24 protein-coding genes are annotated in these 25,241 nt (G+C 67.3%); 16 read left to right on the top strand and 8 right to left on the bottom strand.

Annotation, left to right across the window (positions count from 1 at the left end):
• Positions 1-44 precede the first annotated feature (44 nt).
• Genes lepA through recO form a run of 6 tightly spaced genes read left to right on the top strand, consistent with a single transcriptional unit; the run spans position 45 to position 5,390 of the window.
• Positions 45-1,835: a translation elongation factor 4 gene (gene lepA, locus ACGFZ3_RS10915; RefSeq protein WP_392920973.1), complete on the top strand. Its 1,791-nt coding sequence runs from the start codon at positions 45-47 to the stop codon at positions 1,833-1,835.
• A gap of 24 nt (positions 1,836-1,859) precedes the next feature.
• Positions 1,860-2,654 carry a signal peptidase I gene (gene lepB / locus ACGFZ3_RS10910; protein ID WP_392920487.1) on the top strand — a complete coding sequence of 265 codons (795 nt, stop codon included), beginning with the start codon at positions 1,860-1,862 and terminating at the stop codon, positions 2,652-2,654.
• Between the two features lie 33 nt (positions 2,655-2,687).
• On the top strand, positions 2,688-3,071 hold the full coding sequence (locus tag ACGFZ3_RS10905) for a DUF4845 domain-containing protein (protein ID WP_392920484.1): 384 nt from the start codon (positions 2,688-2,690) through the stop codon (positions 3,069-3,071).
• Positions 3,061-3,741, top strand: a complete 681-nt coding sequence (gene rnc, locus ACGFZ3_RS10900; protein ID WP_392920481.1) for a ribonuclease III — start codon at positions 3,061-3,063, stop codon at positions 3,739-3,741. Before ACGFZ3_RS10905 ends, rnc begins: the two co-directional genes overlap by 11 nt.
• Positions 3,738-4,634: a GTPase Era gene (era, locus tag ACGFZ3_RS10895; RefSeq protein WP_392920478.1), complete on the top strand. Its 897-nt coding sequence runs from the start codon at positions 3,738-3,740 to the stop codon at positions 4,632-4,634. The genes rnc and era overlap by 4 nt, the downstream gene beginning before the upstream one ends.
• Positions 4,635-4,667: 33 nt before the next feature.
• Positions 4,668-5,390: a DNA repair protein RecO gene (recO, locus tag ACGFZ3_RS10890; RefSeq protein WP_392920475.1), complete on the top strand. Its 723-nt coding sequence runs from the start codon at positions 4,668-4,670 to the stop codon at positions 5,388-5,390.
• A gap of 164 nt (positions 5,391-5,554) precedes the next feature.
• Here recO and ACGFZ3_RS10885 read toward each other — a convergent pair whose 3' ends face one another.
• Positions 5,555-6,280, bottom strand: coding sequence for a response regulator (locus ACGFZ3_RS10885; protein ID WP_392920472.1), 726 nt, complete (start codon positions 6,278-6,280; stop codon positions 5,555-5,557).
• A gap of 99 nt (positions 6,281-6,379) precedes the next feature.
• Between ACGFZ3_RS10885 and rlmD the strand changes: the two genes are divergently transcribed.
• From rlmD to ACGFZ3_RS10845, 8 genes are all read left to right on the top strand, one after another.
• Positions 6,380-7,714 carry a 23S rRNA (uracil(1939)-C(5))-methyltransferase RlmD gene (rlmD, locus tag ACGFZ3_RS10880; protein WP_392920469.1) on the top strand — a complete coding sequence of 445 codons (1,335 nt, stop codon included), beginning with the start codon at positions 6,380-6,382 and terminating at the stop codon, positions 7,712-7,714.
• A gap of 1 nt (position 7,715) precedes the next feature.
• Positions 7,716-8,204, top strand: coding sequence for a CYTH domain-containing protein (locus ACGFZ3_RS10875; RefSeq protein ID WP_392920466.1), 489 nt, complete (start codon positions 7,716-7,718; stop codon positions 8,202-8,204).
• 91 nt (positions 8,205-8,295) lie between these two features.
• The gene (gene nagZ / locus ACGFZ3_RS10870) at positions 8,296-9,303 is read left to right on the top strand and encodes a beta-N-acetylhexosaminidase (protein ID WP_392920463.1); all 1,008 of its coding nucleotides are present in this window, start codon (positions 8,296-8,298) and stop codon (positions 9,301-9,303) included.
• Positions 9,303-9,857: a hypoxanthine-guanine phosphoribosyltransferase gene (locus ACGFZ3_RS10865; protein ID WP_392920460.1), complete on the top strand. Its 555-nt coding sequence runs from the start codon at positions 9,303-9,305 to the stop codon at positions 9,855-9,857. Before nagZ ends, ACGFZ3_RS10865 begins: the two co-directional genes overlap by 1 nt.
• A gap of 8 nt (positions 9,858-9,865) precedes the next feature.
• Positions 9,866-10,612, top strand: a complete 747-nt coding sequence (locus ACGFZ3_RS10860) for an S-methyl-5'-thioinosine phosphorylase (RefSeq protein WP_392920457.1) — start codon at positions 9,866-9,868, stop codon at positions 10,610-10,612.
• 88 nt (positions 10,613-10,700) lie between these two features.
• Positions 10,701-10,907, top strand: a complete 207-nt coding sequence (locus ACGFZ3_RS10855) for a cold-shock protein (protein WP_392920454.1) — start codon at positions 10,701-10,703, stop codon at positions 10,905-10,907.
• Between the two features lie 67 nt (positions 10,908-10,974).
• Positions 10,975-12,195, top strand: a complete 1,221-nt coding sequence (locus ACGFZ3_RS10850; protein WP_392920451.1) for an FAD-dependent oxidoreductase — start codon at positions 10,975-10,977, stop codon at positions 12,193-12,195.
• A gap of 77 nt (positions 12,196-12,272) precedes the next feature.
• On the top strand, positions 12,273-12,539 hold the full coding sequence (locus tag ACGFZ3_RS10845) for a hypothetical protein (protein WP_392920449.1): 267 nt from the start codon (positions 12,273-12,275) through the stop codon (positions 12,537-12,539).
• Between the two features lie 24 nt (positions 12,540-12,563).
• Here ACGFZ3_RS10845 and pdeM read toward each other — a convergent pair whose 3' ends face one another.
• Genes pdeM through ACGFZ3_RS10825 form a run of 4 tightly spaced genes read right to left on the bottom strand, consistent with a single transcriptional unit; the run spans position 12,564 to position 18,268 of the window.
• Complete coding sequence (gene pdeM / locus ACGFZ3_RS10840; RefSeq protein WP_392920446.1) at positions 12,564-13,208, bottom strand: ligase-associated DNA damage response endonuclease PdeM; 645 nt, start codon at positions 13,206-13,208, stop codon at positions 12,564-12,566.
• Positions 13,198-15,645 carry a ligase-associated DNA damage response DEXH box helicase gene (locus ACGFZ3_RS10835; protein WP_392920971.1) on the bottom strand — a complete coding sequence of 816 codons (2,448 nt, stop codon included), beginning with the start codon at positions 15,643-15,645 and terminating at the stop codon, positions 13,198-13,200. The genes pdeM and ACGFZ3_RS10835 overlap by 11 nt, the downstream gene beginning before the upstream one ends.
• A 14-nt stretch (positions 15,646-15,659) precedes the next feature.
• Positions 15,660-17,264, bottom strand: a complete 1,605-nt coding sequence (locus ACGFZ3_RS10830) for an ATP-dependent DNA ligase (RefSeq protein ID WP_392920443.1) — start codon at positions 17,262-17,264, stop codon at positions 15,660-15,662.
• Positions 17,261-18,268, bottom strand: a complete 1,008-nt coding sequence (locus tag ACGFZ3_RS10825; RefSeq protein WP_392920440.1) for a ligase-associated DNA damage response exonuclease — start codon at positions 18,266-18,268, stop codon at positions 17,261-17,263. The genes ACGFZ3_RS10830 and ACGFZ3_RS10825 overlap by 4 nt, the downstream gene beginning before the upstream one ends.
• A gap of 105 nt (positions 18,269-18,373) precedes the next feature.
• Here ACGFZ3_RS10825 and ACGFZ3_RS10820 point away from each other — a divergent pair, with 105 nt between their 5' ends.
• Positions 18,374-20,005: an acyl-CoA dehydrogenase family protein gene (locus ACGFZ3_RS10820; protein ID WP_392920437.1), complete on the top strand. Its 1,632-nt coding sequence runs from the start codon at positions 18,374-18,376 to the stop codon at positions 20,003-20,005.
• A gap of 31 nt (positions 20,006-20,036) precedes the next feature.
• Here the strand turns inward: ACGFZ3_RS10820 and ACGFZ3_RS10815 are convergent, their stop codons facing one another.
• The 3 genes from ACGFZ3_RS10815 to ACGFZ3_RS10805 form a co-directional block, all read right to left on the bottom strand.
• Entirely contained in the window at positions 20,037-20,441 is a 405-nt protein-coding gene (locus ACGFZ3_RS10815) for a hypothetical protein (protein ID WP_392920434.1), read from the bottom strand.
• Positions 20,442-20,555: 114 nt separating this feature from the next.
• Positions 20,556-20,897 carry a hypothetical protein gene (locus ACGFZ3_RS10810; RefSeq protein WP_102944410.1) on the bottom strand — a complete coding sequence of 114 codons (342 nt, stop codon included), beginning with the start codon at positions 20,895-20,897 and terminating at the stop codon, positions 20,556-20,558.
• A 124-nt stretch (positions 20,898-21,021) separates the two neighbouring features.
• Positions 21,022-22,197, bottom strand: a complete 1,176-nt coding sequence (locus ACGFZ3_RS10805; protein WP_392920430.1) for a thiolase family protein — start codon at positions 22,195-22,197, stop codon at positions 21,022-21,024.
• Between the two features lie 179 nt (positions 22,198-22,376).
• On the opposite strand from ACGFZ3_RS10805, the gene ACGFZ3_RS10800 reads away from it, so the two are divergent.
• Positions 22,377-25,220: a S8 family serine peptidase gene (locus tag ACGFZ3_RS10800; protein ID WP_392920426.1), complete on the top strand. Its 2,844-nt coding sequence runs from the start codon at positions 22,377-22,379 to the stop codon at positions 25,218-25,220.
• The last annotated feature ends 21 nt before the right edge of the window (positions 25,221-25,241 follow it).

Raw genomic sequence — 25,241 nt, 5'->3', positions numbered from 1 at the left:
TATCCTGACGACGCGCCGCGCCGCCACCTATGTCCTCTGATTCGATGCGGAACATCCGCAACTTCTCCATCATCGCCCACGTCGACCACGGCAAGTCCACGCTGGCCGACCGCATCATCCAGCTTTGCGGTGGCCTCCAGGCCCGCGAGATGGAGGCGCAGGTGCTCGACTCCAATCCGATCGAGCGCGAGCGCGGCATCACCATCAAGGCCCAGTCGGTGTCGCTGCCGTACGTGGCCAAAGATGGCCAGACCTACCACCTGAACTTCATCGACACCCCCGGGCACGTCGACTTCTCCTATGAAGTCAGCCGCTCGCTGGCCGCCTGCGAAGGTGCGCTGCTGGTGGTGGATGCCGCCCAGGGCGTGGAAGCGCAGTCGGTCGCCAACTGCTACACCGCTGTGGAGCAGGGCCTGGAAGTGGTGCCGGTGATCAACAAGATCGACCTGCCCACCGCCGACATCGAGCGCGCCAAGGCCGAAATCGAAGCCGTGATCGGCATCGACGCCACCGACGCGGTGCCGGTCAGCGCCAAGACCGGCCTGAACGTGGTGGACGTGCTGGAAGCCATCGTGCATCGCATCCCGGCCCCGCAGCCGCGCGATACCGACAAGCTGCAGGCGCTGATCATCGATTCCTGGTTCGACAACTACCTGGGCGTGGTCTCGCTGGTGCGCGTGATGCAGGGTCAGATCAAGGCCGGTGACAAGCTGCAGGTGATGTCTACTGGCCGCAACCACCAGGTCGACAACGTGGGCGTGTTCACCCCCAAGCGCAAGGTCCTGCCGGCCCTGCGTGCGGGCGAGGTGGGCTGGGTCACTGCCAGCATCAAGGACGTGCACGGCGCGCCCGTGGGTGACACCCTGACCTTGGCCGCCGACCCGGCCCCGGCGGCGCTGCCCGGCTTCCAGGAAATGCAGCCGCGCGTGTTCGCGGGCCTGTTCCCGGTCGACGCCGAAGACTACCCGGACCTGCGCGAAGCGTTGGACAAGCTGCGCCTGAACGACGCAGCGCTGCGCTTCGAGCCGGAAAGCTCCGAAGCGATGGGCTTCGGCTTCCGCTGCGGCTTCCTCGGCATGCTGCACATGGAAATCGTGCAGGAGCGTCTGGAGCGCGAATACAACCTGGACCTGATCAGCACCGCGCCGACCGTGGTCTACGAGGTCCTCAAGACCGACGGCAGCATCATCAACATGGACAACCCGGCCAAGCTGCCGCCGGTGAACATGGTGACCGAGATCCGCGAGCCGATCATCCGCGCCAACGTGCTCACCCCCGAGGAGTACATCGGCAACATCATCAAGCTGTGCGAGGAAAAGCGCGGCAGCCAGATCGGCATCAACTACCTGGGCAGCCAAGTGCAGATCAGCTACGAGCTGCCGATGGCCGAGGTGGTGCTGGACTTCTTCGACAAGCTCAAGTCGGTCAGCCGCGGCTATGCTTCGCTGGATTACCACTTCGTGCGTTTCGACGCAGGTCCGTTCGTCCGCGTGGACGTGCTGATCAACGGCGACAAGGTCGATGCGCTGTCGCTGATCGTGCACCGCAGCCATGCCGACCGGCGCGGCCGCGAGCTGTGCGAGAAGATGAAGGAACTGATTCCGCGGCAGATGTTCGACGTGGCCATCCAGGCCGCCGTCGGCTCGCAGATCATCTCCCGCACCACGGTCAAGGCCATGCGCAAGAACGTGCTGGCCAAGTGCTATGGTGGCGACGTTTCGCGCAAGAAGAAGCTGCTGGAGAAGCAGAAGGAAGGCAAGAAGCGCATGAAGCAGGTGGGCCGCGTGGAGATCCCGCAGGAAGCCTTCCTCGCCGTGCTGCAGATGGACAAGTAAGGCTCCCGTTCCCAAGGACACTGCATGAAACTGTTTGAAATCCTGCTGGTCGTACTGACGCTGGCCTCGGGCCTGATCCTGCTGGCCGACAAGCTGTACTTCGCCAAGCGCCGCGCGGCGCGGGCCGGCCTTCTGGACAGCGAACCGGTACTGGTGGACTACTCCCGGGCATTCTTCCCGGTGCTGGCCATTGTGCTGGTGGTGCGCAGCTTCATTGCAGAGCCGTACAAGATCCCGTCCAGTTCAATGATGCCGAACCTGCTGATCGGCGATTTCATCCTGGTCAACAAGTTCGCCTATGGCCTGCGCCTGCCGCTGAACAATGCCAAGATCGTCCCGATCGGCGAGCCGGCGCGCGGCGACGTGGTGGTGTTCCACTTCCCGGGCCACGCGGAGAACGACCCCAACAAGGGCGAGAATTTCATCAAGCGTGTGATCGGCATCCCGGGTGACGAGATCGCCTTCCAGGGCGATGGCGTCATCCTCAACGGCACCCCGCTCAAGTATGAGAGCAAGGGGTTGTATGCTGGGCACCGTGGCCAGGGGGAGGGCGCCTCACTTCTGGTGGAGCACCTGCCGGGCCGCACCCATACCGTGCTGGAGACCGATTACCCGCGTGGCGAGGGCCAGTGGACCGTGCCGCCGGGCAAGTACCTGGTGATGGGCGACAACCGCGACAACAGCGATGACGGCCGTTTCTGGGGCCTGCTGCCGGAGGAAAATCTCCGCGGCAAGGCGTTCCTGATCTGGCTGAACTGCTCGGGCTGGTTCTGCAAGGATGGTTTCGAGCCGTCCCGCATCGGCACCGGCATCAACTGATTCCATGACAACCGCGTATCTGGGGAGAACGCAATGAAGAGAATGAGCACGCAGCGTGGCATGACCCTGACCTCGTTCCTGATCGTGCTGTGCGCGGTCGGATTCGTGCTGTACATCGGCATGAAGCTGTTCCCGATGTACTCGGAGTTCTATGCGGTGAAGTCTGCCCTGAAGGGCGTGGCACAGGAACCGGGCGTGGCCAACAAGGAGCCGGGGCAGGTACAGGAAATGTTCTTCCGTCGCCTGTACATCAATTATTCCGAAACCGTGAAGCCGTCCAACGTCAAGTTCGAACGCGTCAGTGGTGGTTGGAACATGAAGGTCAACTACGAAGTCCGTCGCCCGCTGATCGGCAACCTCGACGTGGTTGGAAAGTTTGAAGCACACCAGGAATTGACCCTCAGCGGTGCCGACTAAAACCTATCAACGTGGTGACCGCATCGGTCACGCTTTCCAGGATCCGGGCCTGCTGCAGCAGGCCCTGACGCATCGCAGTGCCGGCACGCCCAACAACGAGCGGCTGGAGTTCCTCGGCGACAGCATCGTCAACATGATGGTTGCCCAGGCGCTCTACCAGCGCTGGCCGAAGGCTGACGAAGGGGCGCTGACCCGCGCCCGCGCCGAGCTGGTGCGCGAGGGCGCGCTGGCGGTGATCGCCCGCGCACTGGAGCTGGGCGAACGGCTCACGCTGGGCCCGGGTGAAATGAAGTCCGGGGGGCATCGGCGCGACTCGATCCTGGCCGACGCGCTGGAAGCTGTGGTGGCCGCGATCTACCTGGATGCCGGCTTCGCCGCCTGCCAGGCCGTGGTACTGCCCTGGTTCGGTCCTTCCATGGAGGCGCTGCCGGCTACCGGCAAGCCCGAAAAAGACCCCAAGACCCGCCTGCAGGAATGGCTGCAGGGCCGACAAAAGGCATTGCCGGTGTACGAATTGGTGTCAGAATCAGGCGACGATCACGCCAAGACCTTCCGGGTGCGCTGCGGCGTAGCCGATCCCGCTGTCAGCACCGAAGGCGAAGGTGCCTCGCGACGGCTGGCCGAACAACAGGCGGCAGCTGCCGCCCTCGAGCAACTGGATTCCAAGTGAGCGAAGCAATTCCCCATCATTGCGGCAGCGTGGCCGTCATCGGGCGCCCCAACGTCGGCAAGTCGACCCTGACCAACGCCCTGGTGGGCGCCAAGGTCAGCATCGTCTCCAACCGGCCGCAGACCACCCGCCACCGGTTGCTCGGCATTGCCAGCTATCCGGAAGGCCAGCTGGTGCTGGTGGACACCCCCGGCCTGCACCGCGTGCAGAAGCGCGCCATGAACCGGGTGATGAACCGCGCCGCGCGCGGCTCGCTCGAGGGCGTGGATGCGGGCATGCTGGTGATCGAGGCCGGCCGTTGGGACGAAGAAGACACGCTGGCGTTCAACGTCCTCAGCGACGCCGGCGTTCCGGTGGTGCTGGTGGTCAACAAGGTAGATCGCCTGAAGGACAAGGCAGCCCTGCTGCCGTTCCTGCAGCAGGTCACCGAAGGTCGTACCTTCGCCGCCGTACACCCCATTTCCGCGCAGAAGCGCAACGGCCTGGACGCGCTGGTGCGCGACCTGCTCAAGCTGCTGCCCGAAGCCCCGCCGATGTTCGGTGAAGACGAAATCACCGACCGCAGCCAGCGTTTCCTCGCCGGCGAACTGGTCCGCGAGCAGCTGATGCGCCAGCTCGGTGAAGAGCTGCCGTACGCCACCACGGTGGAGATCGAGCGGTTCGTTGAAGACGGCAACCTGCTGCGCATCGGCGCGGTGATCTGGGTCGAACGCGAAGGCCAGAAGGCGATCGTGATCGGCAAGGGCGGCAGCCGCCTGAAGGACATCGGCGCCAAGTCGCGCATGCAGATGGAGCGGCTGTTCGACGCCAAGGTGTTCCTGGAAACCTGGGTCCGCGTGCGCGAAGGCTGGTCGGACGACGAAGCCGCGCTGAAGGCCTTCGGCTACGAGTAAACCCGGCAGGGTTGCTGCTCAACGCCCCTGGCCATGCGTATCGACGACGAACCGGCCTTCGTGCTGCATGCCCGCTCCTGGCGGGAGACCAGCCTGCTGGTTGAGGTCCTGACCGAACAGCATGGGCGGATCGGGGTGCTGGCGCGTGGTGTGAGCAGCCCGCGCAGCCAGGCGCTGCGCGCTGCCCTGCAGCCCCTGCAATGGATCCGCCTGGCGGCCGTGCAGCGGGGCGAGCTGGCCCAGCTGCGCGGGGCCGAGGCGCTGGATGCCGCGCCGCGACTGAGCGGCGAGGCGATGCTGGCCGGCTTCTATGTCAATGAACTGGTGATGCGGCTCGCGCCCCGCCAGGACCCGCTGCCCGAACTGTATGACCACTACGCGCAGGTGCGCCAGCGGCTGGGGGCCACCGGGCCCTTGGCCTGGACCCTGCGACGGTTCGAACGCGACCTGCTGGAGGCGCTGGGGTTTGGGTTCGATCTGGAACATGGCAGCGATGGCGAGCCGATCGACCCTGCCGCCCGCTATGAACTGGACCCCCAGGAGGGGCCGCGGCGGCTGCTCAGCGAGCGCGGCGTGGACCCGCGGCGGGGGACGGCGACCGGGAGCGCGCTGTTGGCATTGGCCAACGACGTCCTGCCCGGGCCGGATGACCTGGCCAGCCTGCGCCGGGGCATGCGCGCGGTGCTGCTGCACCATCTGGGCGGGCGCGGCCTGAAATCGTGGGAGATGCTGGAGGATCTGGCGCGGCGGCGGTGATGAAGGTACCCCGCAGACACGCACGGCGTGTCCCTACGAACCGGGTGCAGCCAACAGCAACGTTCGACCCAAACCCAGGCGACCAAGGGTCGTAGTGACACGCCATGCGTGTCAAAGCCGCGCCCCTGCGCACATGAACCCGCCCATGCGAGTCTGCGGGGTGCCTAATGCAACAGGGACTCTACGGCCGCCTTGAACTGGGTGTGTGCGCCGTTGGATTCCGGGGCCTGGTGCAGCTGGCGCACCGCGCGGGCCAGGCGGGCGGCGCCCACGAAGCCGCAACTGGCCTGGAGCCGGTGCAGCTGGCCCTTCAAGGTGCCCACATCGTGCTGCTGCACGGCTTGGGCGACCGCGTCGCGGACGCCGGGCAGCTCGGCCAGGAACAGCTCACGCAGGGCGATCAGGTGGTTCCGCTGCCCGTTCAGGGCGGCCAGGGCGGTGATTTCGTCCCAGTCTTCACGCTCGCCATCGGTACCGGCACCAGCCGTCGGGGTCGCGCTGCCCGGGCTGTTGACCAGCGCACGGCGCACGGCCTGGAGCAGCTGCTCACGGCTCAGTGGCTTGACCAGGGTTTCGCTGAATCCGTCATCACGCAGGCGGGCGTGGATGCTGGTGTCGCCATCGGCCGTGTGAGCCAGTGCCGGCGTGTGCGGCCGCGACAGGCGCAGGGCATGCAGCAGCTGGCTGCCATTGCCGTCCGGCAGGTTCACGTCGATCAGCCACAGGTCGTGTTCGCCGTGGCGGCCCCGTTCCAGGGCGCTGGCCAGCGAATCGGCGGTGTCCACCTGCGCGGGCAGGGTTTCCAGCGCGGCCCGGAAAAAGCCGCGGCTGACGGTGTCGTCCTCGACGAGCAGGAAACGGGGCATGGAAGCCCTCGGGGTCATCTGCATTGCGGCTGCCTCCATGTCAGCTATGTGCATATTAAACACGATATGGCGTCCTGCAAGCTGCGACAATACGCACCCTTTTTGCCCGCAGCCTGTTGCCACGTGGCCCGATCCCGTTCCCGCCTCGACAAGACCCCGTTCCAGACCGCCATCCTCGACCTCAGCCATGACGGCCGCGGCGTCGCCCGCCGTGAAGGCGAGGGCGGCAAGGTCACCTTCATTTCCGGCGCCCTGCCGGGCGAAGTGGTGCGCGCCGAGCCCACCGCCCGCAACCGCCATTTCGACGAGGCGCGGACCGTGGAGGTCCTGCAGCCCTCGCCGCAGCGGGTCACCCCGCGCTGCCCGCACTTCGGCGTCTGCGCCGGCTGCGTGCTGCAGCACCTGGAAGAAAGCCAGCAGATCGTGGCCAAGCAGCGCGTGCTGCTCGACAATCTGACCCGGATCGGCCACGTCAGCCCGGGCACGGTGCTGCCCCCGCTGGTCGGCGAAAGCTGGGGCTACCGTCGCAAGGGCCGCTTCTCCGTGCGCCGGGTGGAAAAGAAGGACAAGACCCTGGTCGGCTTCCGCGAGCAGGATCCGCGCTTCGTGGCGGATCTGACCCAGTGCCTGACCGTGATCCCGGAAATCGGGCTGAAGGTGTCGGCGCTGTCGGCGTTCATCGAAACCCTGGACGGCAAGCGCGACATCCCGCAGGTCGAGTTCATTGCCGGCGACGACGCGATCGTACTGACCATCCGCCACATGCTGCCGCTCAGCGATGCCGACAAGGCTGCCTGGGCCGCGTTCGGTGGCGAGCACGGATTTGCGATCTTCCTGCAGCCCGGCGGGGTCGAGTCGGTGCACCCGCTGGTGCCTGGCGAGGTGCCGCTGTCGTTCCGGCTGGCGCCCTGGGACGTGGAGCTGGCGTTCCGGCCGCTGGATTTCATCCAGGTCAACGCCAACCTCAATGAAAAGATGATTGCCCTGGCGCTGCAGCTGCTCGACGCCGGCCCGGACGAGCGGGTGCTCGATCTGTTCTGTGGTCTGGGCAATTTCACCCTGCCGCTGGCGCGCACCGTGCGCGAAGTGGTGGGCGTCGAAGGCGAGGCCGGGCTGGTGGCGCGGGCCAGGGACAACGCTGCACGCAACGGCCTGGACAACGCGCAGTTCTTCGCCGCCGACCTGACCCAGGACCAGCGCCAGACCGCGTGGATGCGCCAGGGCTTCGACAAGCTGTTGCTGGATCCGCCGCGCTCGGGCGCGATCGAAGTGCTGCAGCAGCTGCCGCTCAAACAGTTCAAGCGCATCGTCTATGTCAGCTGCCACCCGGGCTCGCTGGCCCGTGACGCCGGCTATCTGGTCAACGAGCAGGGCTTCACCCTGGTGTCGGCCGGTGCGATGGACATGTTCCCGCACACCGCGCACGTCGAAAGCATCGCCGTCTTCGAGAAGCGTTGAGATGGGCATCGAGATCGAGCGCAAGTTCCTGGTGACCGGCGATGGCTGGCGCGCTGCCGCGCACGCGGTGATTCCGATGGCACAGGGCTACATGAACGACGCTGCCTCGATCGACAGCGGTGCCCAGAAGGCCTCGGTACGGGTGCGCATCCAGGGCGACGACGCGTTTCTCAACATGAAATCGCGCGAGATCGGGCACACGCGGCAGGAATTCGACTACCCGATCCCGGTCGAGGACGCCCGCGCGCTGCTGGCCCTGTGCGTAGGGGGCCTGATCGACAAGCGGCGGCACCTCGTCCACCACGGCGGGCTGCTGTGGGAAGTGGACGAGTTCCTGGGCGACAACGCCGGGCTGGTGGTGGCCGAGGTCGAACTGGACCAGGCCGACCAGGCCATCGATCTGCCTTCCTGGATCGGGGAGGAGGTGACCGATCAGGCCCGGTACTACAACCTGGCCCTGGCCGCGAACCCCTACAACCGCTGGCCCTGAATACGCCGCCCGCGCCCGTGGCCTCCGATACGCGCCTTCTGCGACAATGCGGCAGTGCGCCATCACGGCGCCCCGCTTTGGAGATCGACCCATGCTCGTGATCGGCGTTGCCGGGACCGAACTTACTGCCCAGGAACGCGATTGGCTTCAGCACGACGCCGTGTCCGGCGTCATCCTGTTCAAGCGCAATTTCGCCTCGCGCCAGCAGGTCGCCGAGCTGTCGGCCGCGATCCGCGCTGCCGCGCCGCGCCCGCTGTTGATCTGCGTGGACCAGGAGGGCGGACGCGTGCAGCGCTTCCGCGAGGGCTACAGCGCACTGCCGCCGCTGCAGGGTTTCGATACGCTGTACGCGCAGGATCCTGAAGCCGCGCTTGTGCTCGCCGAGCAGCACGCCTGGCTGATGGCCAGTGAAGTACGCGCCAGCGGGGTAGACCTCAGTTTCGCCCCGGTGGTCGACCTGGGCCGCGGCAACCGCGCCATCGGCGACCGCGCCTTCAGTGCCGACCCGCAGGTGGTGGCCGCCTTCACCCGCGCCTACGTGCGCGGCATGCACAGCGTCGGCATGGCCGCCACGCTCAAGCATTTCCCGGGCCATGGCAGCGTGCTGGAAGACACCCACGTGGCGGCCGCCAGCGACCCGCGTGACCTCGATGCGCTGCGCGCGCTGGACCTGGTGCCGTTTGCCGCGGGCATCGATGCGGGCGCCGACGCGGTGATGATGGCCCACGTGGTCTACCCGCAGGTCGCACCCGAACCGGCCGGATACTCGTCGCGCTGGATCCAGCAGATCCTGCGCGGAGAGATGGGCTTCCGTGGCGTGGTGTTCTCCGACGACATCGGCATGGCCGCCTCGTTCTCCGCCGGCGGCGTGCAGGCACGCGTGCATGCGCACCTGGATGCCGGCTGCGACGTGGTGCTGGTCTGCCACCCGGAACTGGTCGATGAGGCGCTGCGCGCGGTCGACGGCCGCCCCCTCAACACTGCTGCGCTGCTCGGCCTGATCGGCCGTGGCGCGCTCGGCTGGGACGGCCTGCTGGCCGATGCCCGCCATGGCACCTCCCAATCCCGTTTGCTCGACACCCTTGGAAGAACCGTCTGATGCCCAACCTCACCATTTCCCAGGCCCTGGCCCAGGCCGACCTGCTGGTCGACCGTCCCACCATCGATGCCGCCATCGCAGCCATCGCCGATGCCATTGCGGCCGACTACAAGGGCGAGGTGCCGCTGTTCCTGTCGATCATGCACGGCGCGCTGCCGTTCGCCGGCCAGCTGGCGCTGGAACTGGGCGCACGCGGCCAGGACCTGCAGTTCGATTACCTGCACGCCACCCGTTACCGCGGTGAGACCACCGGTGGCGATCTGGTCTGGAAGCACAAGCCGGCCACCTCGCTGTTCGGCCGCCGCGTGCTGCTGGTCGACGACATCCTGGATGAAGGGTTCACCCTGCAGGGCGTGCGCACCTGGTGCCTGGAGCAGGGCGCCACCGACGTGCGCATCGCGGCGATGACGGTGAAGAAGCATGATCGCGCGCTGCCCGACGTCAAGGCTGACTACGCGGGTGTGGAACTGCCGGACCGTTACGTGTTCGGCTTCGGCATGGACGTCAATGAAGCGCTGCGTGGCGTGCCGGCCATCTACGCGATGAAGGAATAAGCAGCACCATGGAATCTATTGCCCTGGCCGTCATCGGCGGCACCGGTGTGTACAAGCTGGCCCAGCTCGATGACGTGAGCAGCCACGCGGTCGAAACCCGTTACGGCACACCGTCCGGCCCGATCCGGGTCGGGACGCTGCTCGGCCAGCGCGTGGCGTTCCTGGCCCGGCATGGCGAAGGGCATTCGCTGCCGCCGCACAAGATCAACTACCGCGCGAATCTTGCTGCGTTGCACCAGATCGGTGCCACCCGCGTGCTGGCGCTCAACACTGTCGGCGGCATCACCGAGCACTTTGGTCCGCGCGTGCTGGCCTGCCCGGACCAGCTGATCGATTACACCTGGGGAAGGATCTCCACCCTGAGCGAAGAGCCGGGCACCGAGGTGCTGCATGTGGACTTCGGCCACCCGTACACCCCGATGCTGCGCAGCAAGGTACTGGCGGCGGCCAAGGTCACCGGCGTGCGCCTGCGCGACGGCGGTTGTTACGGCGCCACGCAGGGCCCGCGCTTGGAGACCAACGCGGAAATCGCGCGGATGCGCCGTGATGGCTGTGACCTGGTCGGCATGACCGGCATGCCCGAAGCAGGCCTGGCCCGCGAGCTGGGCCTGGACTATGCCTGCCTGGCCATCGTCGCCAACTGGGCGGCCGGCTGCGGCGACGGCGATGAGATCACGATGGCCGAAGTGTTGGCCAATGTTGACGCGGCTTCCGCCGGATTGCCAGAACTGATTGGCGAATTGGCACGCGGATGATTGTCATTGCCTGACAAGCTTTGCATACTCCGCCAGTGCGCTGGTTGAGCGTACACCACCCATTCATTGAAGAAGGTCTTGCATTACCATGCCGAACGGTACCGTCAAGTGGTTCAACGACGCCAAGGGATTTGGCTTTATCTCGCCGGATGACGGCAGCGCTGATGTCTTCGCGCACTTCTCCGCGATCAACTCCAAGGGCTTCCGCAGCCTGCAGGAAGGCCAGAAGGTCACTTATGAAGTGAGCCAGGGTCCGAAGGGCGCCCAGGCCTCGAACATCGCGCCGGTCGAGTAATCTCCATCGCTGCGCAAGGAGAACCCCGCTTCGGCGGGGTTTTTTTTAATGCGGGACAGGACGTCAGATGAAAAAACGCACGATCGCCATCGTTGGCTACGGCACTGCGGGCCAGGCGCTCTCGATTCTTCTTTCACGTGACCATCACGATGTGCATGTGTTCGAACGCGCGGCCCGCCCCGGGCCGGTGGGTGCAGGCTTCCTGCTGCAGCCCAGCGGGCTGGACGTGCTGTGGCAGATGGACCTGCTGCCCGGCGTGCTCCAGTACGGCGCGCCGGTGCGCCGGCTGTACGGTGAAACGCCGTGCGGGCGTGCGGTCATGGACATGCGCTATGCGGCGCTGCACGCGCACCTGCATGGCATCGGCATGCAGCGCGGCGCGTTGTTCTCGCTGTTGGCGCAGGCCTGGGAGTACCCGGACAACCTGCAGGCCGATACCGCCATCGTCGACGTGGATACCGTCCGGGGCCGTGTGCGCGACGCACGTGGGCACTGGCACGGCCCGTATGACCTCGTGATCGCCGCCGATGGCTCGGCATCGTCGCTGCGCACCCGGGTGCAGGGCACCCGACTGGATCGCGAATATCCCTGGGGGGCCCTGTGGTGTCTGTTGCCGCGCGGCGACTGGCCACACCCTGACGAGCTGCGGCAGCGCTACGTGGCGGCGCGCAAGATGATCGGGCTGTTGCCGGCCGGCACGCGCCCCGACGATGCACAGCCGCGCCTGAGCTTCTTCTGGAGCCTGCCGCGAGCGCAGTTCGACCAGTGGGAACGGGATGGCATGCAGCGGTGGCTCGAGGAGATCGCCGCGTTGTGGCCGCAGGCCCACCTGCGCCTGCAGGACGTGCGCGACGGCGCGCAGCTGGCACGTGCCGGCTATCGCGATGCGGTGATGACGCGCTGGCACCGCGACCGGCTGGTGCTGGCCGGCGATGCGGCGCATGCGATGAGCCCACAGCTGGGACAGGGCGTGAACATGGCGCTGATGGACGCGCTGGCGCTGCGCGATGCGCTGCGCGCGCACGATGCCGCCGATGCCGCGCTGCAGGCCTATCAGGCGCAGCGCAGCGCGCACGTAGGCATCTATCAGTTCTGGAGCCGCTGGCTTACCCCGGTATTCCAGTCCGAGCGCGACCTGCTGGCGCACGCGCGCGATGTGCTGTTCCGGCCCATGGGGCGGCTGCCGGGCGGCCGTGGTCACATGCTGCGTGTGCTCAGCGGAACCCAGCAGGGCTGGTGGGGCAGGTTGGGATTGTCGCCCGGCTTCGTAGCGGCGATGAGTACATGAATGGCCGCCATTGACGGCAGGGTCACTCCGCATGTGGCACAAGAAGACTGCTGAGTTGTTGCCCCAAGGAGAAAGACATGCTGTTTCCGGCCGACGTTCTCGATTCTGAAATCCGCAAACTGCGCGGGTTGCTGCAGATGCTCCACGAGGATCAGCCGGATGTCATGGAAGATGTGTTCGATTTCCATGTCACCAGTCTGATCACCCATGCCGCCCCTGAACACCACGCCCGCATCCGCGCCGCGGCCCGTTCCATGCTGGTCGAGGTGCAGCGTGGCCCGGTCCGGCGTAACCCCGACGGCCCCGAAATCCTGCTGATGGAGGCGCTGCCTTCGGCAGCCTGAGCGCCATACGCCCGCCTGCCGGCATCAACGTATCGGCAGCGCAATCGCGTCGTCTTCGACGCAGGCGACCAGTTGCTCGCCGGTCGCCACGACCGGTGCAATGCCCGCGGTGAACCGCGAATACGCTGGCAGCACGGTCAAGCGCTCGCGCAACCAGAAGGCTGGCCAGCGCCGCTGCATGCCTGGCAGTCGCGCAAGCGGATGCAGGTGGCCGCACAGGACGTGCAGGGTGGGATGCGGCTGCGGATCATGCCGCAGCAGGAACGGACCTTCCTGCACGCGTTCGCCCAGCAGGGTGATGCCCAGGTCGGCCTTGGGCAGCACGCGGTCATGGTTGCCGGCCACTGCGCCTATCTCCAGCCGTGGATGCTGCTCCCGCCAGGCCTGCCATTGCCGGTACCACGCGGCCCGATGCGCGGGGCCATGCAGCACGTCGCCCAGGATCCGCACCGTGCGGACCGGGCGTTCGGCAACCAGTTTCGACAGCCGTGCCAGATCGTCCCCGGTGCCGCCGCTCGGCAACCCGATGCCCGCGCGCCGGAACAGATCGGCCTTGCCAAGGTGCAGGTCGGCAATCAGCAGCGCCTCGCGCGCCGGCCAATACAACGCGCGCGCGCCGAGCAGGTGGACCTGCTCTCCGGCGAGCGCGACCGGGACATCAATCGGCATGGCGTTTCTCCAGCTGGCCAACAGCGCGCAGAACGCGTGTTTTCCAGTCTTCGTTGCTGAGCTGGCCGCGCAGGCGCTCGGCCCACAGCGGGAAGGACAAGGGGCCTAGGGTAACCGGGTGCTGCACGCACACCGTGCGTGACTGGCAGCGGCGCAGCGTGTCGGCAAGGCAGGCCAGGTCGAGCTGATCATGGATGACCTCGCGCTCGGCCAGGCCGAGCAGGATGTGCCCGGGATCATGCTGGCGCAGCACGTCATACAGCAGGCCTGCCGAGGCCTGCAGCTGGCGCAGGCTGCGCGGTGTGCGCCCCGGCAGGGCCGGGATCAGCAGCCCGGAGACGCGCGCGATGTCGCGGAACTGACGTCGCGCCAGCTCACCAAGGTTGAGGCTCTCGCGCAGGTCCTCGAACAGGCCATCCGGCCGAAGCAGCGCCGCAACCTGCACTGCATCCACCTCGACCGCGCGTGCTGGCGCAAGCACGAACCCGTAATCGTTGGCGGCGTAGCCGAAGGTGTTTGCCTGTACCCGGGTCCATCGCATCGCCATGAGCGCGGCCAGCCCCTCGTTGACCTGGCGCCCGGCAAACGGATACACGAACACGAACTGTCCTTCGCGGCGGCGCACGCTTTCCACCAGCAGCAATGAAGGGCCGGGCAGCGCGGACACGCGCGCCTGCAACTGCAGCAGGGGTGCCAGCCACCGCATTTCCGGGCTGTCGGGCGCAGATGCGAGCACGGTTTCCATTTCGTGGCCCAGCGCCTCCGACAGCGGCAGTCGACCGCCCTGCCAGCGCGGCACCACGCCGTCACCGCCACGTGCCATCTTGACGTAGGCGGTGAGGTTCTCCAGCCGCACCAGTTCCAGCAGCCGGCCGGCGAACTGGAAGCGGTCGCCGGGGCGCAGGCGGCCGACGAACTGTTCCTCCACGCTCCCAAGCCTGCCGCCGCGCATGAACTGCACCATGACGCTGCCATCACTGGTGATCGTGCCGATCGACAGCCGGTGGCGCAGCGCCACACGTCGGTCATGTACGCGGTAGACGCCATCCTCGTCGCGCACCACCTTGTGGAAGTCCGGATACTGCGCCAGCGCCTGGCCACCCTGCACGATGAAATCCAGCACGCCCTGCCACTGCGCCTCATCCAGCGAGGCAAATGCGTGCGTGCGACGCACCTGTTCGAGCAGCGCCCCGGCATGGAAGCCGCCGCCCAACGCACAGCTCACGCAGTGCTGCGCCAGTACATCCAGCGACAACCGCAGCGGGCGCCGCGCCTCGATCACGCCGTCGGCCAGAGCGCGACGTGCCGCAGCGTACTCCACCAGCTCCAGCGCGTGCGACGGCACGCAGATGATGTGGCCGGATTCGCCCGGGCGGTGCCGTGCGCGCCCGGCGCGCTGCACCAGCCGTGCGATGCCTTTCGGGCTGCCGATCTGCAGGACCTGGTCCACGGCCGGGAAATCCACCCCAAGGTCGAGGCTGGAAGTGGCCACCACGCAGCGCAACGCGCCGTCGCGCAGGCCCTGCTCGACGATGCGGCGCTGGGCCGGATCCAGCGAGCCGTGATGCAGGGCCAGCGTGGCCGGGTCTTCCGGCCACACCGCTGACAATGCCTGGTGCCACAATTCGGCCTGCGCGCGGGTGTTGGTGAACAGCAGGCTGGTGCCGACCGCAAACAGCTTCTGCTGCACGCGCTGCAGCTGAGACAGACCCAGGTGGCCCGCCCACGGGAAGCGTTCGCCGTGCGCGGGGATGAGTGTTTCCACCTGCACCGGACGCGGTCGCACCCCGGACACCGTCGGCGCGTCGGGCACATCCGGCAGCAGAACTCCGCGCGCTTCGTCCAGGTTGCCCAGCGTGGCCGACAGGCCCCACAGCTGCACCGCAGGCAACGCATCGCGCAGGCGGCGCAGGTTCAACTGCAGAAGCACGCCACGCTTGTTGCCGAGCAGTTCATGCCACTCATCCACCACCACGCAGCGCAGCCTGCGCATGCGCTCGAGCGTATCGGGATAGCTCAGTAGCAGGGCCAGCGACTCCGGCGTGGTGACCAGCACATCAACCCGGCCTTCGCGGGCCAGGCGTTTGTCACGCGCGCTCGCGTCGCCGGTGCGCAGCCCGACCTGCCAGTCCAGCCCAAGCGCCGCCAGCGGTTCACGCAGCGCACGCGCGGTATCGCTGGCCAGCGCGCGCAGCGGCGTGATCCACAGCACCTGCAAGGCCGGCACGGTCTTGCCCGCGCGCGCGCCCGGTGTGCGTGGCAACGGATCGACCATGGCCTGCAGCAGCGGTCCGCCGAACATTGCCAGCGTCTTGCCGCTGCCGGTAGGGGTGTGCAGCAGTCCGGATTGGCCGGCCAGGTAATGCCGCCACATCGTTTTCTGGAACGGCAAGGGCGACCAGCCGCGGCTGGCGAACCACGCGGCCAGGCGCGCCATCGCCTCGCGTCTTGTCACCGCGCCAGCGCCTGCAGCTGGGCCAGTGTGTCGGCTTCGCTGGCCGGCTTGTCGTGGCGCCAGCGCAGGATGCGCGGGAAGCGCACGGCAATACCCGACTTGTGTCGGCTGCTGCGGTTGACCGCTTCAAAGCCGAGTTCGAAGACCTGCTCGCCCTGGACGCTGCGCACCGGCCCGAAACGTTCGATCGTGTGTGCGCGTATCCAGCGATCCAGCGCCATGATCTCCTTGTCATCCAGTCCCGAATACGCCTTGGCCACCGGCACCAGCCGTTCGCCATCCCATACCCCGAAGGTGTAGTCGGTATACAGCGTGCTGCGTCGGCCATGCCCGGCCTGCGCGTAGATCATCACTGCATCGATGGTCAGCGGCTCGATCTTCCACTTCCACCAGTCGCCGCGGCGACGGCCGCTCTGGTACACCGAGGCGCTGCGCTTGAGCATCAACCCTTCCACACCGCGGTCGCGCGCCAGTGCCCGCTGCGCGGCCGCCTCGTGCCAGTCCGCCGCATCCAGGGTGGGCGACAGCACCACCCGTGGGTCGTCGAGCGTGGCGAGTACCTCGGCCAGGCGGGCGCGTCGTTCGGCCAGCGGCTGCTGGCGCAGATCGTTGCCATCGAGCTCGAGCAGGTCGTAGGCGAGCACGCGCACCGGCGTATCGCGCAGGGTCTTCGGACCGGGCTTGCGACGCTGGATGCGGGTCTGCAGGGCTGTGAACGGAAGCGGTTGGGCATCGTCCCCGCGCCAGGCCAGCAACTCGCCATCGATCACGGTACCGTCCGGCAAGGTCATTGCAGCTGCTTCGATTTCCGGAAAGCGGCCATCCAGCCGCTCTTCACCGCGCGACCAGAGTGCAACCTCGCCTTTGCGCCGCAGCAGCTGCAGGCGGATCCCATCCCACTTCCATTCCAGTGTCCACTCGCTGATGGGCCCGAGGCTGTCGACCTCTGCCTCCAGCGGCGATGCGAGGAAAAACGGATAGGGCTGCTGCCGGTCCTCAGGACGTTCCTCTTTGCTGAGCAGGTCGGCAAGCAACCCTGGTGAGGGAACCCATTCCCCCAGCATGCGTTGCGCGATGCGGGCGATGTCCATCCCCGACAGTTCAGCCAGCGCCTGCTGCACCAGCCGCTGCGACACCCCGACGCGCAGCGCGCCGGTCAGCAGCTTGTTGAACACCAGCCGCTCGGCGGCAGGCAGCTGCATCCAGCCCGCTTCCACCGCAGCGCGACGTACCGGTTCGGGCTGGTTGGCCACGGCCAGCAGATGGTCTTCGATCCACTCTGCAAGGGGACGGTCCACCGCGCTCCCGACCGGATCATCCAGCAGCAGGGTCAGGGTTTCGGCCAGGTCGCCGACCTGGTCGTAACTGTCGGCGACCAGCCAGGCCGGCAGGCCAGAGGCCTCGGCGATCCATGCACGCAGCTCGCCGCTGGCTGCGATTTTCCGCCTTGCGCCCCCCACCTTGCCGCCGCTGAGCAGGTACAACGCCCACGCTGCATCATGCGGACGCGCATCGCGGAAGTAGGCCACCAGCGCGGCGCGCTTGTCCAATGTAGCAGTGCTGCGGTCCAGACGCTGGTAGAGCGCGGCGAACGCCTTCATTCTTCGCTCCCGAAATCGGTACGGAAGGCTTCTGCGGCGACGCCACGTTCGCGCAGGAATGGAATCAGCGCATCGGTGTTGCCGTGGGTAGCGATGACCCGGCGCGCACCGGTCTGTTCGATCGTCTGCAGCAGTGCGGGCCAGTCCGCGTGGTCGGACACCACGAAGCCACGGTCGTAGTTGCGCCGCCGCCGGTTGCCGCGCAGCCGCATCCAGCCTGAAGCGAACCCCAGCTGATGCCTGCCGAAACGGCGCACCCACGTGGTTCCTGCCGCAGAAGGCGGTGCCAGGATCAATTTCCCCGCCGCATCGGGCTCGCGGCCCTGTTCGGCCACCGTGCGTGTTTCCAGCATCGCGACGCCGGCCTGCCGATACACCGCAACCCCATTGGCGATGGCGCCGTGCAGCCAGGCCGGCTGATCATCCAGCGGCAGCAATTCGGCCAGCACCCGTTGCGCTTTACCCAGCGCGTAACACAGCAGGATCGCCGCTTCCCCGCGCTGCTCGCACTCGCGCCGCCATGCCACGATCTCGGCGGCAACCTCGCGGGTCTCCTGCCAACGGTAAATCGGAAGGGCGAACGTCGCTTCAGTGATGAACACATCGCAGGGCACCACCTCGAATGGGTCGCAGGTGGGGTCTGACTGACGTTTGTAGTCTCCAGAGGCCACCCACACCTGCTGGCCGTCGTCGATGCGCACCTGCGCCGAGCCCAGCACATGACCTGCTGAATGCAGCGATACCTGCACGCCACCCAACGTGAAGCGTTCACCGTAGTCATGCGCCTCCAGTTCCACATCCCCCAACCGCCAGCGCAGGATCGGCACGCTGCCGGTACTGCAGTAGTACCGGCCCATGCCGCCGCGCGCATGGTCGCCGTGGCCGTGGGTGATCACCGCGCGCGGCACCGGGCGCCATGGGTCGATATGGAAATCGCCGGCAGGGCAGTACAGGCCCTCGGGGCGGAGCACTACCAGGTCACCGTTTGCAGAGCGCGTCGTCATGCCTGTACTGTGCCGCCGCGTTCGTGCACGAGGTGAGAATCCGCCTGAACAGCACGCCGCATGCGGATGCGGCAGAATTGCCGGGTCCGCCAGGAGGCCCGCACGATGACGTCCGTATTGCCTGTATTCGAGACCCACGAGGTGGCCAACCAGCCCCCGCCGTTCGGCGGGCGCAATCTGTGGGCCGACGACGTGGCGTTGAGTGAAGCCGTGCAGCGCGAGGGCGGTGCTGCATTCATTGGCCAGCTGCAGGCGTACGGCGCCATCGCGGGCGACACGCTTTACCAGTGGGGCTTTGACGCCAACCGTGACCGGCCACGGCTGCGCACGCATGACGCGCAGGGGCACCGCATCGACACCGTCGAATTCCATCCGGCGTACCACCAGCTGATGGAGGCGGCCAAACGACATGGGGTGGCAGGATTATCCTGGCAGCAGGGCGGCCACGGCGCGCACGTGGCCCGCGCCGCACTCAGTTTCCTGCACCACCAGGCCGACGCCGGCACCAGCTGCCCGCTGACCATGACCCATGCCGCAGTGGCGGTACTGCGCCAGGACCCGTTGCTGGCGGAGTGGGCCGAAAAGGCCGCGGCGCCGGTGTACGATCCGCGCGACGTGCCAATGGCCGACAAGGCCGGCATCACCCTGGGCATGGGCATGACCGAGAAGCAGGGCGGCTCGGACGTGCGCAGCAATACCACCCGCGCCGAGCTGCGCGAAGACGGCAGCTACGCACTGGTGGGACACAAGTGGTTCTTCTCTGCCCCGATGTCCGATGCGTTCCTGGTGCTGGCGCAGGCGCCGGGTGGACTCACCTGCTTCCTGATGCCGCGCCGGCTGGCCAATGGCAACCGCAACGCGTTCCGCCTGATGCGGCTCAAGGACAAGCTGGGCGACTGGTCCAATGCCTCCAGCGAGATCGAGCTGTGCGGGGCCTGGGCGCGCAGGGTCGGCGCCGAAGGGCGTGGGGTGGCGACGATCATCGGGATGGTGATGATGACGCGGCTGGACTGCATGCTGGGCGCGGCCGCGGAAATGCGCATGGCCTTGGCGCAGGCGCTGCACCACACCCGCCACCGCAGCAGCTTCGGGCGCCGCCTGTGTGAACACCCGTTGATGGCCAACGTGCTGGCCGACCTGGCGATCGAATCCGAGGCAGCCACTACCTTCGCCATGCGCGTGGCCCGCGCGGTGGACCAGGCATCGCAGAATGCGCAGGAAGCCGCGTTTGCGCGTATTGCAACGGCGGTGGGCAAATACTGGATCTGCAAGCGCGCGGCGGTGTTCGTCAACGAGGCACAGGAATGCCTGGGCGGGGCCGGTTACGTGGAAGAGTCCATCCTGCCACGCCTGTACCGGCAGGCACCGTTGAATTCGATCTGGGAGGGGAGCGGCAACATCCAGTGCCTGGATGTGCTCCGGGCGCTGGCGCGTGAGCCGCAGGTGCTGCCGGTGCTGGATGCGGAGCTGGACGCGGTGGCCGGGCGCGATGCCGACTACGACCGCGCATTGTCCTCATTGCGGGGGCTGCTCGCCGCTACGCCATCTGAAGCCCAGGCGCGGGTGGTGACCGAGCGTCTGGCGTTGTTGCTGCAGGCCGCCGTGCTGCTGCGTGCGGGCAGCCCGGTTGCGGCTGCATTCGCGCATTCGCGGCTGGGCGGTGCGCATGGAGCGGCGTTCGGGACGCTGCCGGATGAGGTAGACCTCGGCGCGGTGCTGGCGCGGGCGTTGCCGTAGCGCCGGGCAGGGCCCGGCGCTACGCAACGTCTCAGCGCTTGGCGGCGTCTGCGTTCTGCTTGGCGTCTTCGGCCACGTCGCGCGCCTTGTCAGCCACCTTCTCGGCGGCGTTGGCCGTCGCCTCGCTGGCATGCGCTGCCGCATCGCGCGCGGCAACCTTGGCATCGGCTGCGGCCGCTGCACTGGCGTCGGCGGCACGGTCCAGCGCCGGCTGCACGTCGGCGGCGGCGCGTTCGGAAGCGGCCGCTGCTTCATCGGCGGCATCGCGGGTGGACGCAGCCGCCTTGTCCACGGCGGCACGGGCGGCTTCGCCGGTGCTGTCTGCGGCCTGCGCGGCATCGGCACGCGCCTGTTCGGCTTCCGGGCCCTTGCAGGCCGCCAGGGCCAGCAGCAGCGAGGCGGCCATCAGCGGGGTGGTGATCGAACGAATCTTCATGGCGCTCTCCGTCAGGTCTCAGGGAGGCCGATCGTATTCATCCAGACGTGAAGCCAAAGAAAAAGCCGCTGGCGAACCAGCGGCTTCTTCAGACTTGCTTGAAGAAAGAAGTTATTACTTCTTGGCTTCTTCAGCAGCGTCCTTGGCCTGCTCGGCGGTGGCTTCACCGGCCTTGGCAGCGTCGGCAGCAGCGTCGGCGGTTGCGTCGGTGGCAGCGCCAGCAGCCTGGGCAGCGGCGTCAGCCGAAGCGTCAGCAGCGGTGGTGGCGGTGTCGGCGGCAGCCTGGGCAGCGTCGGCGGTCTGGGCGCCAGCAGCAGCGGCCTGGTCGGCAGCGACCTGGGCGTCGGCAGCAGCTTCGTTGGCCGAAGCGGCGGCGTCAGCAGCCTGCTCCTGCTTCGAGCAGGCGGTCAGAGCCAGGCCCAGGGCCATTGCGATCAGCAGCTTGTTGATGCTCATTTGTGTGAATCCTCGTCGTTAGATTAGGCAACGCGCTATTGCGCGCCCGGCAACATGATGACAAGCCACGTTGGGCTGTCAAGCGATCCCGCATTCAGTTTTGCGAAACGGGTGTTAAAACCAATCAAATCAATTCGATGGCGATGGCCGTTGCTTCCCCGCCACCAATGCACAGTGTAGCAATTCCGCGCTTTGCATCACGCTTGCGCAAGGCATTGACCAGCGTCACCACCAGCCGGGCGCCCGAGGCGCCAATCGGGTGGCCCAGTGCGCAGGCGCCGCCGTTGACGTTGACCTTCGCCGGGTCGAGGCCCAGTTCGCGGATGGGCGCCATGGCGACCACGGCAAATGCCTCGTTGATCTCGAACAGGTCCACCTGGTCCAGGCTCCAGCCGGCCTTGTCCAGCACCTTGTGGATGGCGCCGATCGGGGCCGTGGTGAACCACTCCGGTTCCTGCGAGTGGGTCGCGTGGGCCACGATCCGGGCCAGCGGCTGCACGCCGCGGGCGGCGGCGGCGTCTTCGGCCAGCAGCACCACCGCGGCGGCGCCGTCGGAGATGCTCGACGAGCTGGCCGCAGTGACCGTGCCATCCTTCTTGAAAGCCGGACGCAGGGTCGGGATCTTGGCAACATCCGAACGGCCGGGCTGTTCGTCCTGGGTGTACTCCACCTCGCCCTTGCGACCGGCGACCTTCACGGCGACGATTTCGTCGGCGAAGGCACCGGACGCCTGCGCGGCCTGCGCGCGGCGTACCGATTCGATCGCGTAGGCGTCCTGCTCCTCGCGGCTGAACTGGTACTTGTCCACCGCGCATTCGGCGAATTCGCCCATGGCCTTGCCGTCGTAGGCATTGACCAGGCCGTCGTGAGCCATGTGGTCCACCGCCTGGAAGTTGCCGAAGCGGTTGCCGGTGCGGGAGTTGGGCAGCAGGTGCGGGGCATTGGACATCGACTCCATGCCGCCGGCCACCACGATGCTGGCCGAGCCGGCCTTGATCAGGTCGTGGCCCAGCATGATGGCCTTCATGCCCGACCCGCAGACCTTGTTCAGGGTGGTCGCGCCGGTGGCGTAGGGGATCCCTGCGGCAACCGCAGCCTGGCGGGCCGGGGCCTGGCCCAGGTTGGCCGGCAGCACGCAGCCCATGATCACTTCGGAGACGTCCGCCGCCGGCACGCCGGACTGTTCCAGGGCGGCGGCAATGGCCACGGCACCGAGGGTAGGGGTGGGCACGCCGTTGAACTGGCCGAGGAAGGAGCCGATGGCGGTCCGCTTGGCAGCGGCGATGACAATGTTGGGCATGGCAATCTCGTTATTGCGTGAGCGATTTACGAAAAGGAAACGCTGGGCATGGTATGGCGGCGCGTTTCCCGGCAGACTGCGTGGGGGTGGCCCAGTATAGAGGGTCGGGGTTTGCCACCGGTGCCGGCCGAAACGGCGGGACGCCACGCGTGGTTTCAATTACGTTTTGGGGAGCAGGGATGAAGCAGGCAATATTCGCCAGGAACATGTTGGCCGGTGCGCTGGCCGTGGCATTGAGCGCGTGTGGGGGCGGCGGCGGTGGCAACACGCGGGGGGACCTTCCGGTGGCGCCGGTTGTTCCGCCGGTCACCCCGCCGGTTGTGACGCCGCCGGTCACGCCACCTCCGGTCAAGCCGACGCAGCCGGCAATCGATGCGCATCTTTCCCTGATCAATGGCAAGGACCGGCAGGGTCTGACCGGCGCGGGGGTCAAGATCGGCGTGGTCGATTCCGGGGTCAACCGGGCTCATCCCACCCTGGCCGGCCGGGTCGTCGCCAGCCACAGCTATGTGAATCCGGGCGCCAACAACCTGGCCGTGGACGACGTGGTCGGGCATGGCACCACGGTGGCGTCGCTGGCCGCGGGCCGCGCCTTCGGCAGCTGGCCAGGTGGCGTTGCCACCGACGCGCAGATCGTGTCGGCGCGCATCATCGCCGACAAGGCTCCGGTCGATGACGGTACCGGCAACGGCAACCAGGTCGATGGCGCGCTCGGTCTCGCCGAGGTGCACCAGGATCTGATCGCCGATGGCGTGAAGGTCATGAACAATTCCTGGGGCGGACTGTACTGGACCAACCCGGCCGCCACCGCCTCCATCGCAGCAGAGTACCGACCCTTCATCACCTCCAACAATGGCCTGGTGGTGTTTGCCACCGGCAACGAAAGCAAGCCGGACCCGTCCAACATGGCCGCGCTGCCGAGTCAGGCCGGTCCGAACGGCTCCCGTCCGGCTGCGGACCTGGAGCGTGGCTGGCTGGCGGTGACCGCGATCAATTCCAGCCAGCCCGACAGCCTGGCGTCCTACGCCAATGCCTGTGGTGTGGCAGCCAGTTATTGCCTGGCCGCGCCAGGCGAAGCGGTGTTCGTCGATCCAAAAAGTACTGCCAGCAGCACGCCCAGCTATCTGTGGGGCGGTGGTACGTCCTATGCGGCGCCCCTCGTTTCCGGCGCGGCCGCGCTGGTCTGGCAGAAATACCCGTATTTCAGCAACGACCAGGTGCGGCAGACCCTGCTTGGTACCGCCACCGACCTGGGCGCGGCCGGGGTGGACAGCGTGTTCGGATACGGCCTGCTCAACGTCGGCAAGGCGATCAACGGCCCTGGACGGTTTGATTGGGGCGACATGGTGGTGAACGTTCCGGGGTCGTCTTCCCCAAGCGTCTGGAACAACGACATCAGCGGTGCCGGCGGACTGGTGAAGTCCGGCGCGGGTACGCTTGTCCTGGCAGGCAGGAACACCTACACCGGTCAGACCGACATCCGCCAAGGCGCGCTGTCGCTGCGTGGCGGGGCCTCGCTGACGTCCAACGTGCAGGTCCAGGGCGGCGGACTGCAGTTCCGCCCCGGCACCACCCGCATCACCGGCAACGTGGTGAACAACGGCGTGCTTTACCTGTTCGAAGGCGGCATCAATGCGGTCATCGAGGGGAACTACACCAACGAAATCGATGGTTTCTTCAACACCGCACTCGGCGCGCAGGCGCTGCAGGTAACCGGCAAGGCCACGCTCAACGGCGGCGACGTGGTCATCGACCGGGCCGTTGCCGGTTACGTCCCGCAGGACGGTACCCGGCAGGCGCTGATCGTGGCCGGTCAGGGGCTGACGGGTGCCTTCGACAGCTACTCGCATGTCGGCAGCGTGGTGCTGCTGGACGCGACCCTGTCCTACGACGCCAGCACCGCGTGGCTGAACATCAATCGCGTCAATGTCAGCGCGGCGGCGATGTCAGCAGGGCTCAATGCCATCTCGACCGCCTCGGCCCTCCGCGTGGAACAGGCGTTCGACCTGCTCGACACGGGGACCGGCAACGGCGCGCCCGGGTTTGCCGATGCCGCAGGCGATCTGCAGCGGGTACAGGGCCAGGCCGCGCTTGCCGCCAGCCTGGAAAGCCTGTCCGGCAAGGCGCACAGCCTCGCCAATGGCATGACCTTCGACAACCTGGACATGAATCGCCGCGCGCTGTCCACCCGCTTCGATGCCGTGTCCGCCGCGCCGCGCCTTCGCGGCGCGTGGCAGAGTGCCTTGGGCGAAGCCGGTCAGGGCAGCTTTGCCGGCAGCGGCTTCCAGACCCAGGGCTGGATGATGGGCCAGGACATGGCGCTGGGCAGCAACGGCGTCATGGGCTTTGCCTTTGGCGAAACCCGCAGCAACAGCAGCCGCGAGTGGGGCGGCGACAGCGGTCGTGACCGCCAGTCGCAGGCGCAGCTGTACGCGGGCTGGAACAGCGGTGCGGCTTACACGCTGGCGCAGCTGGGCGCCGGCCAGTTCACCCGCGAAATTGACCGGCAGCTGCTGCTGGGCGCGGGGCAGTACGGGGTCAATGCCCGTTACGGCGGCAACTTCAGTACCGCAAGCGTGGAATCGGGCTACCGCTTCGGCGGCGCTGCGGCATCGTTGACGCCTTACCTGGGGGCGGACTACGCACGCCTGGACAGCGACAGCTTCAGCGAAGACGGCGGTTTTGGCTTCGGCCTTCGCGCCCACAGCCGCGCGTCCAGCCGCAGCCAGGCGCTGGCCGGCCTGCGTGCGGAAACCCGCCTGCGTGGCTGGTCGCTGCGCGGCTACGCCGAATGGCAGCAGACATTGTCCAGCGATGGCCTGGCATTCGATGCCAGCTTCGTTGGCGTCGATGCCTGGGCGCCGGTGGCCGGGCTGCAGCCAGCGCGCTCCGGCGGCCTGTTCGGCCTGTCGGTGCAGTCCTGGCTGACGCGCAACTCGCAGCTCTCGTTCGGCTACGACCAGCGCTTCGGCCCGCGAGGCGACCTGAGCCAGGTCGCGCTGCGGTACGCCGCCGCGTTCTGATCCAGACGCGACAGGCAACAA

This window comes from Stenotrophomonas sp. NPDC047960 (genome assembly GCF_043204395.1).
Classification (GTDB): domain Bacteria; phylum Pseudomonadota; class Gammaproteobacteria; order Xanthomonadales; family Xanthomonadaceae; genus Stenotrophomonas.
This window is presented reverse-complemented; position numbering and strand designations above follow the sequence as displayed.

What these genes read in the sequence shown, in the direction of transcription:
- ACGFZ3_RS10825 (WP_392920440.1), bottom strand. Translation starts at nt 18,268, where the DNA reads ATGACGACGCGCTCTGCAAACGGTGACCTGGTAGTGCTCCGCCCCGAG.
- ACGFZ3_RS10860 (WP_392920457.1), top strand. Translation starts at nt 9,866, where the DNA reads ATGGAATCTATTGCCCTGGCCGTCATCGGCGGCACCGGTGTGTACAAG.
- ACGFZ3_RS10835 (WP_392920971.1), bottom strand. Translation starts at nt 15,645, where the DNA reads ATGGCGCGCCTGGCCGCGTGGTTCGCCAGCCGCGGCTGGTCGCCCTTG.
- recO (WP_392920475.1), top strand. Translation starts at nt 4,668, where the DNA reads ATGCGTATCGACGACGAACCGGCCTTCGTGCTGCATGCCCGCTCCTGG.
- ACGFZ3_RS10805 (WP_392920430.1), bottom strand. Translation starts at nt 22,197, where the DNA reads ATGCCCAACATTGTCATCGCCGCTGCCAAGCGGACCGCCATCGGCTCC.
- ACGFZ3_RS10815 (WP_392920434.1), bottom strand. Translation starts at nt 20,441, where the DNA reads ATGAAGATTCGTTCGATCACCACCCCGCTGATGGCCGCCTCGCTGCTG.
- ACGFZ3_RS10845 (WP_392920449.1), top strand. Translation starts at nt 12,273, where the DNA reads ATGCTGTTTCCGGCCGACGTTCTCGATTCTGAAATCCGCAAACTGCGC.
- pdeM (WP_392920446.1), bottom strand. Translation starts at nt 13,208, where the DNA reads ATGCCGATTGATGTCCCGGTCGCGCTCGCCGGAGAGCAGGTCCACCTG.
- nagZ (WP_392920463.1), top strand. Translation starts at nt 8,296, where the DNA reads ATGCTCGTGATCGGCGTTGCCGGGACCGAACTTACTGCCCAGGAACGC.
- ACGFZ3_RS10905 (WP_392920484.1), top strand. Translation starts at nt 2,688, where the DNA reads ATGAAGAGAATGAGCACGCAGCGTGGCATGACCCTGACCTCGTTCCTG.
- ACGFZ3_RS10850 (WP_392920451.1), top strand. Translation starts at nt 10,975, where the DNA reads ATGAAAAAACGCACGATCGCCATCGTTGGCTACGGCACTGCGGGCCAG.
- ACGFZ3_RS10820 (WP_392920437.1), top strand. Translation starts at nt 18,374, where the DNA reads ATGACGTCCGTATTGCCTGTATTCGAGACCCACGAGGTGGCCAACCAG.
- ACGFZ3_RS10865 (WP_392920460.1), top strand. Translation starts at nt 9,303, where the DNA reads ATGCCCAACCTCACCATTTCCCAGGCCCTGGCCCAGGCCGACCTGCTG.
- ACGFZ3_RS10875 (WP_392920466.1), top strand. Translation starts at nt 7,716, where the DNA reads ATGGGCATCGAGATCGAGCGCAAGTTCCTGGTGACCGGCGATGGCTGG.
- ACGFZ3_RS10800 (WP_392920426.1), top strand. Translation starts at nt 22,377, where the DNA reads ATGAAGCAGGCAATATTCGCCAGGAACATGTTGGCCGGTGCGCTGGCC.
- ACGFZ3_RS10810 (WP_102944410.1), bottom strand. Translation starts at nt 20,897, where the DNA reads ATGAGCATCAACAAGCTGCTGATCGCAATGGCCCTGGGCCTGGCTCTG.
- lepB (WP_392920487.1), top strand. Translation starts at nt 1,860, where the DNA reads ATGAAACTGTTTGAAATCCTGCTGGTCGTACTGACGCTGGCCTCGGGC.
- lepA (WP_392920973.1), top strand. Translation starts at nt 45, where the DNA reads ATGCGGAACATCCGCAACTTCTCCATCATCGCCCACGTCGACCACGGC.
- ACGFZ3_RS10855 (WP_392920454.1), top strand. Translation starts at nt 10,701, where the DNA reads ATGCCGAACGGTACCGTCAAGTGGTTCAACGACGCCAAGGGATTTGGC.
- ACGFZ3_RS10830 (WP_392920443.1), bottom strand. Translation starts at nt 17,264, where the DNA reads ATGAAGGCGTTCGCCGCGCTCTACCAGCGTCTGGACCGCAGCACTGCT.
- ACGFZ3_RS10885 (WP_392920472.1), bottom strand. Translation starts at nt 6,280, where the DNA reads ATGCAGATGACCCCGAGGGCTTCCATGCCCCGTTTCCTGCTCGTCGAG.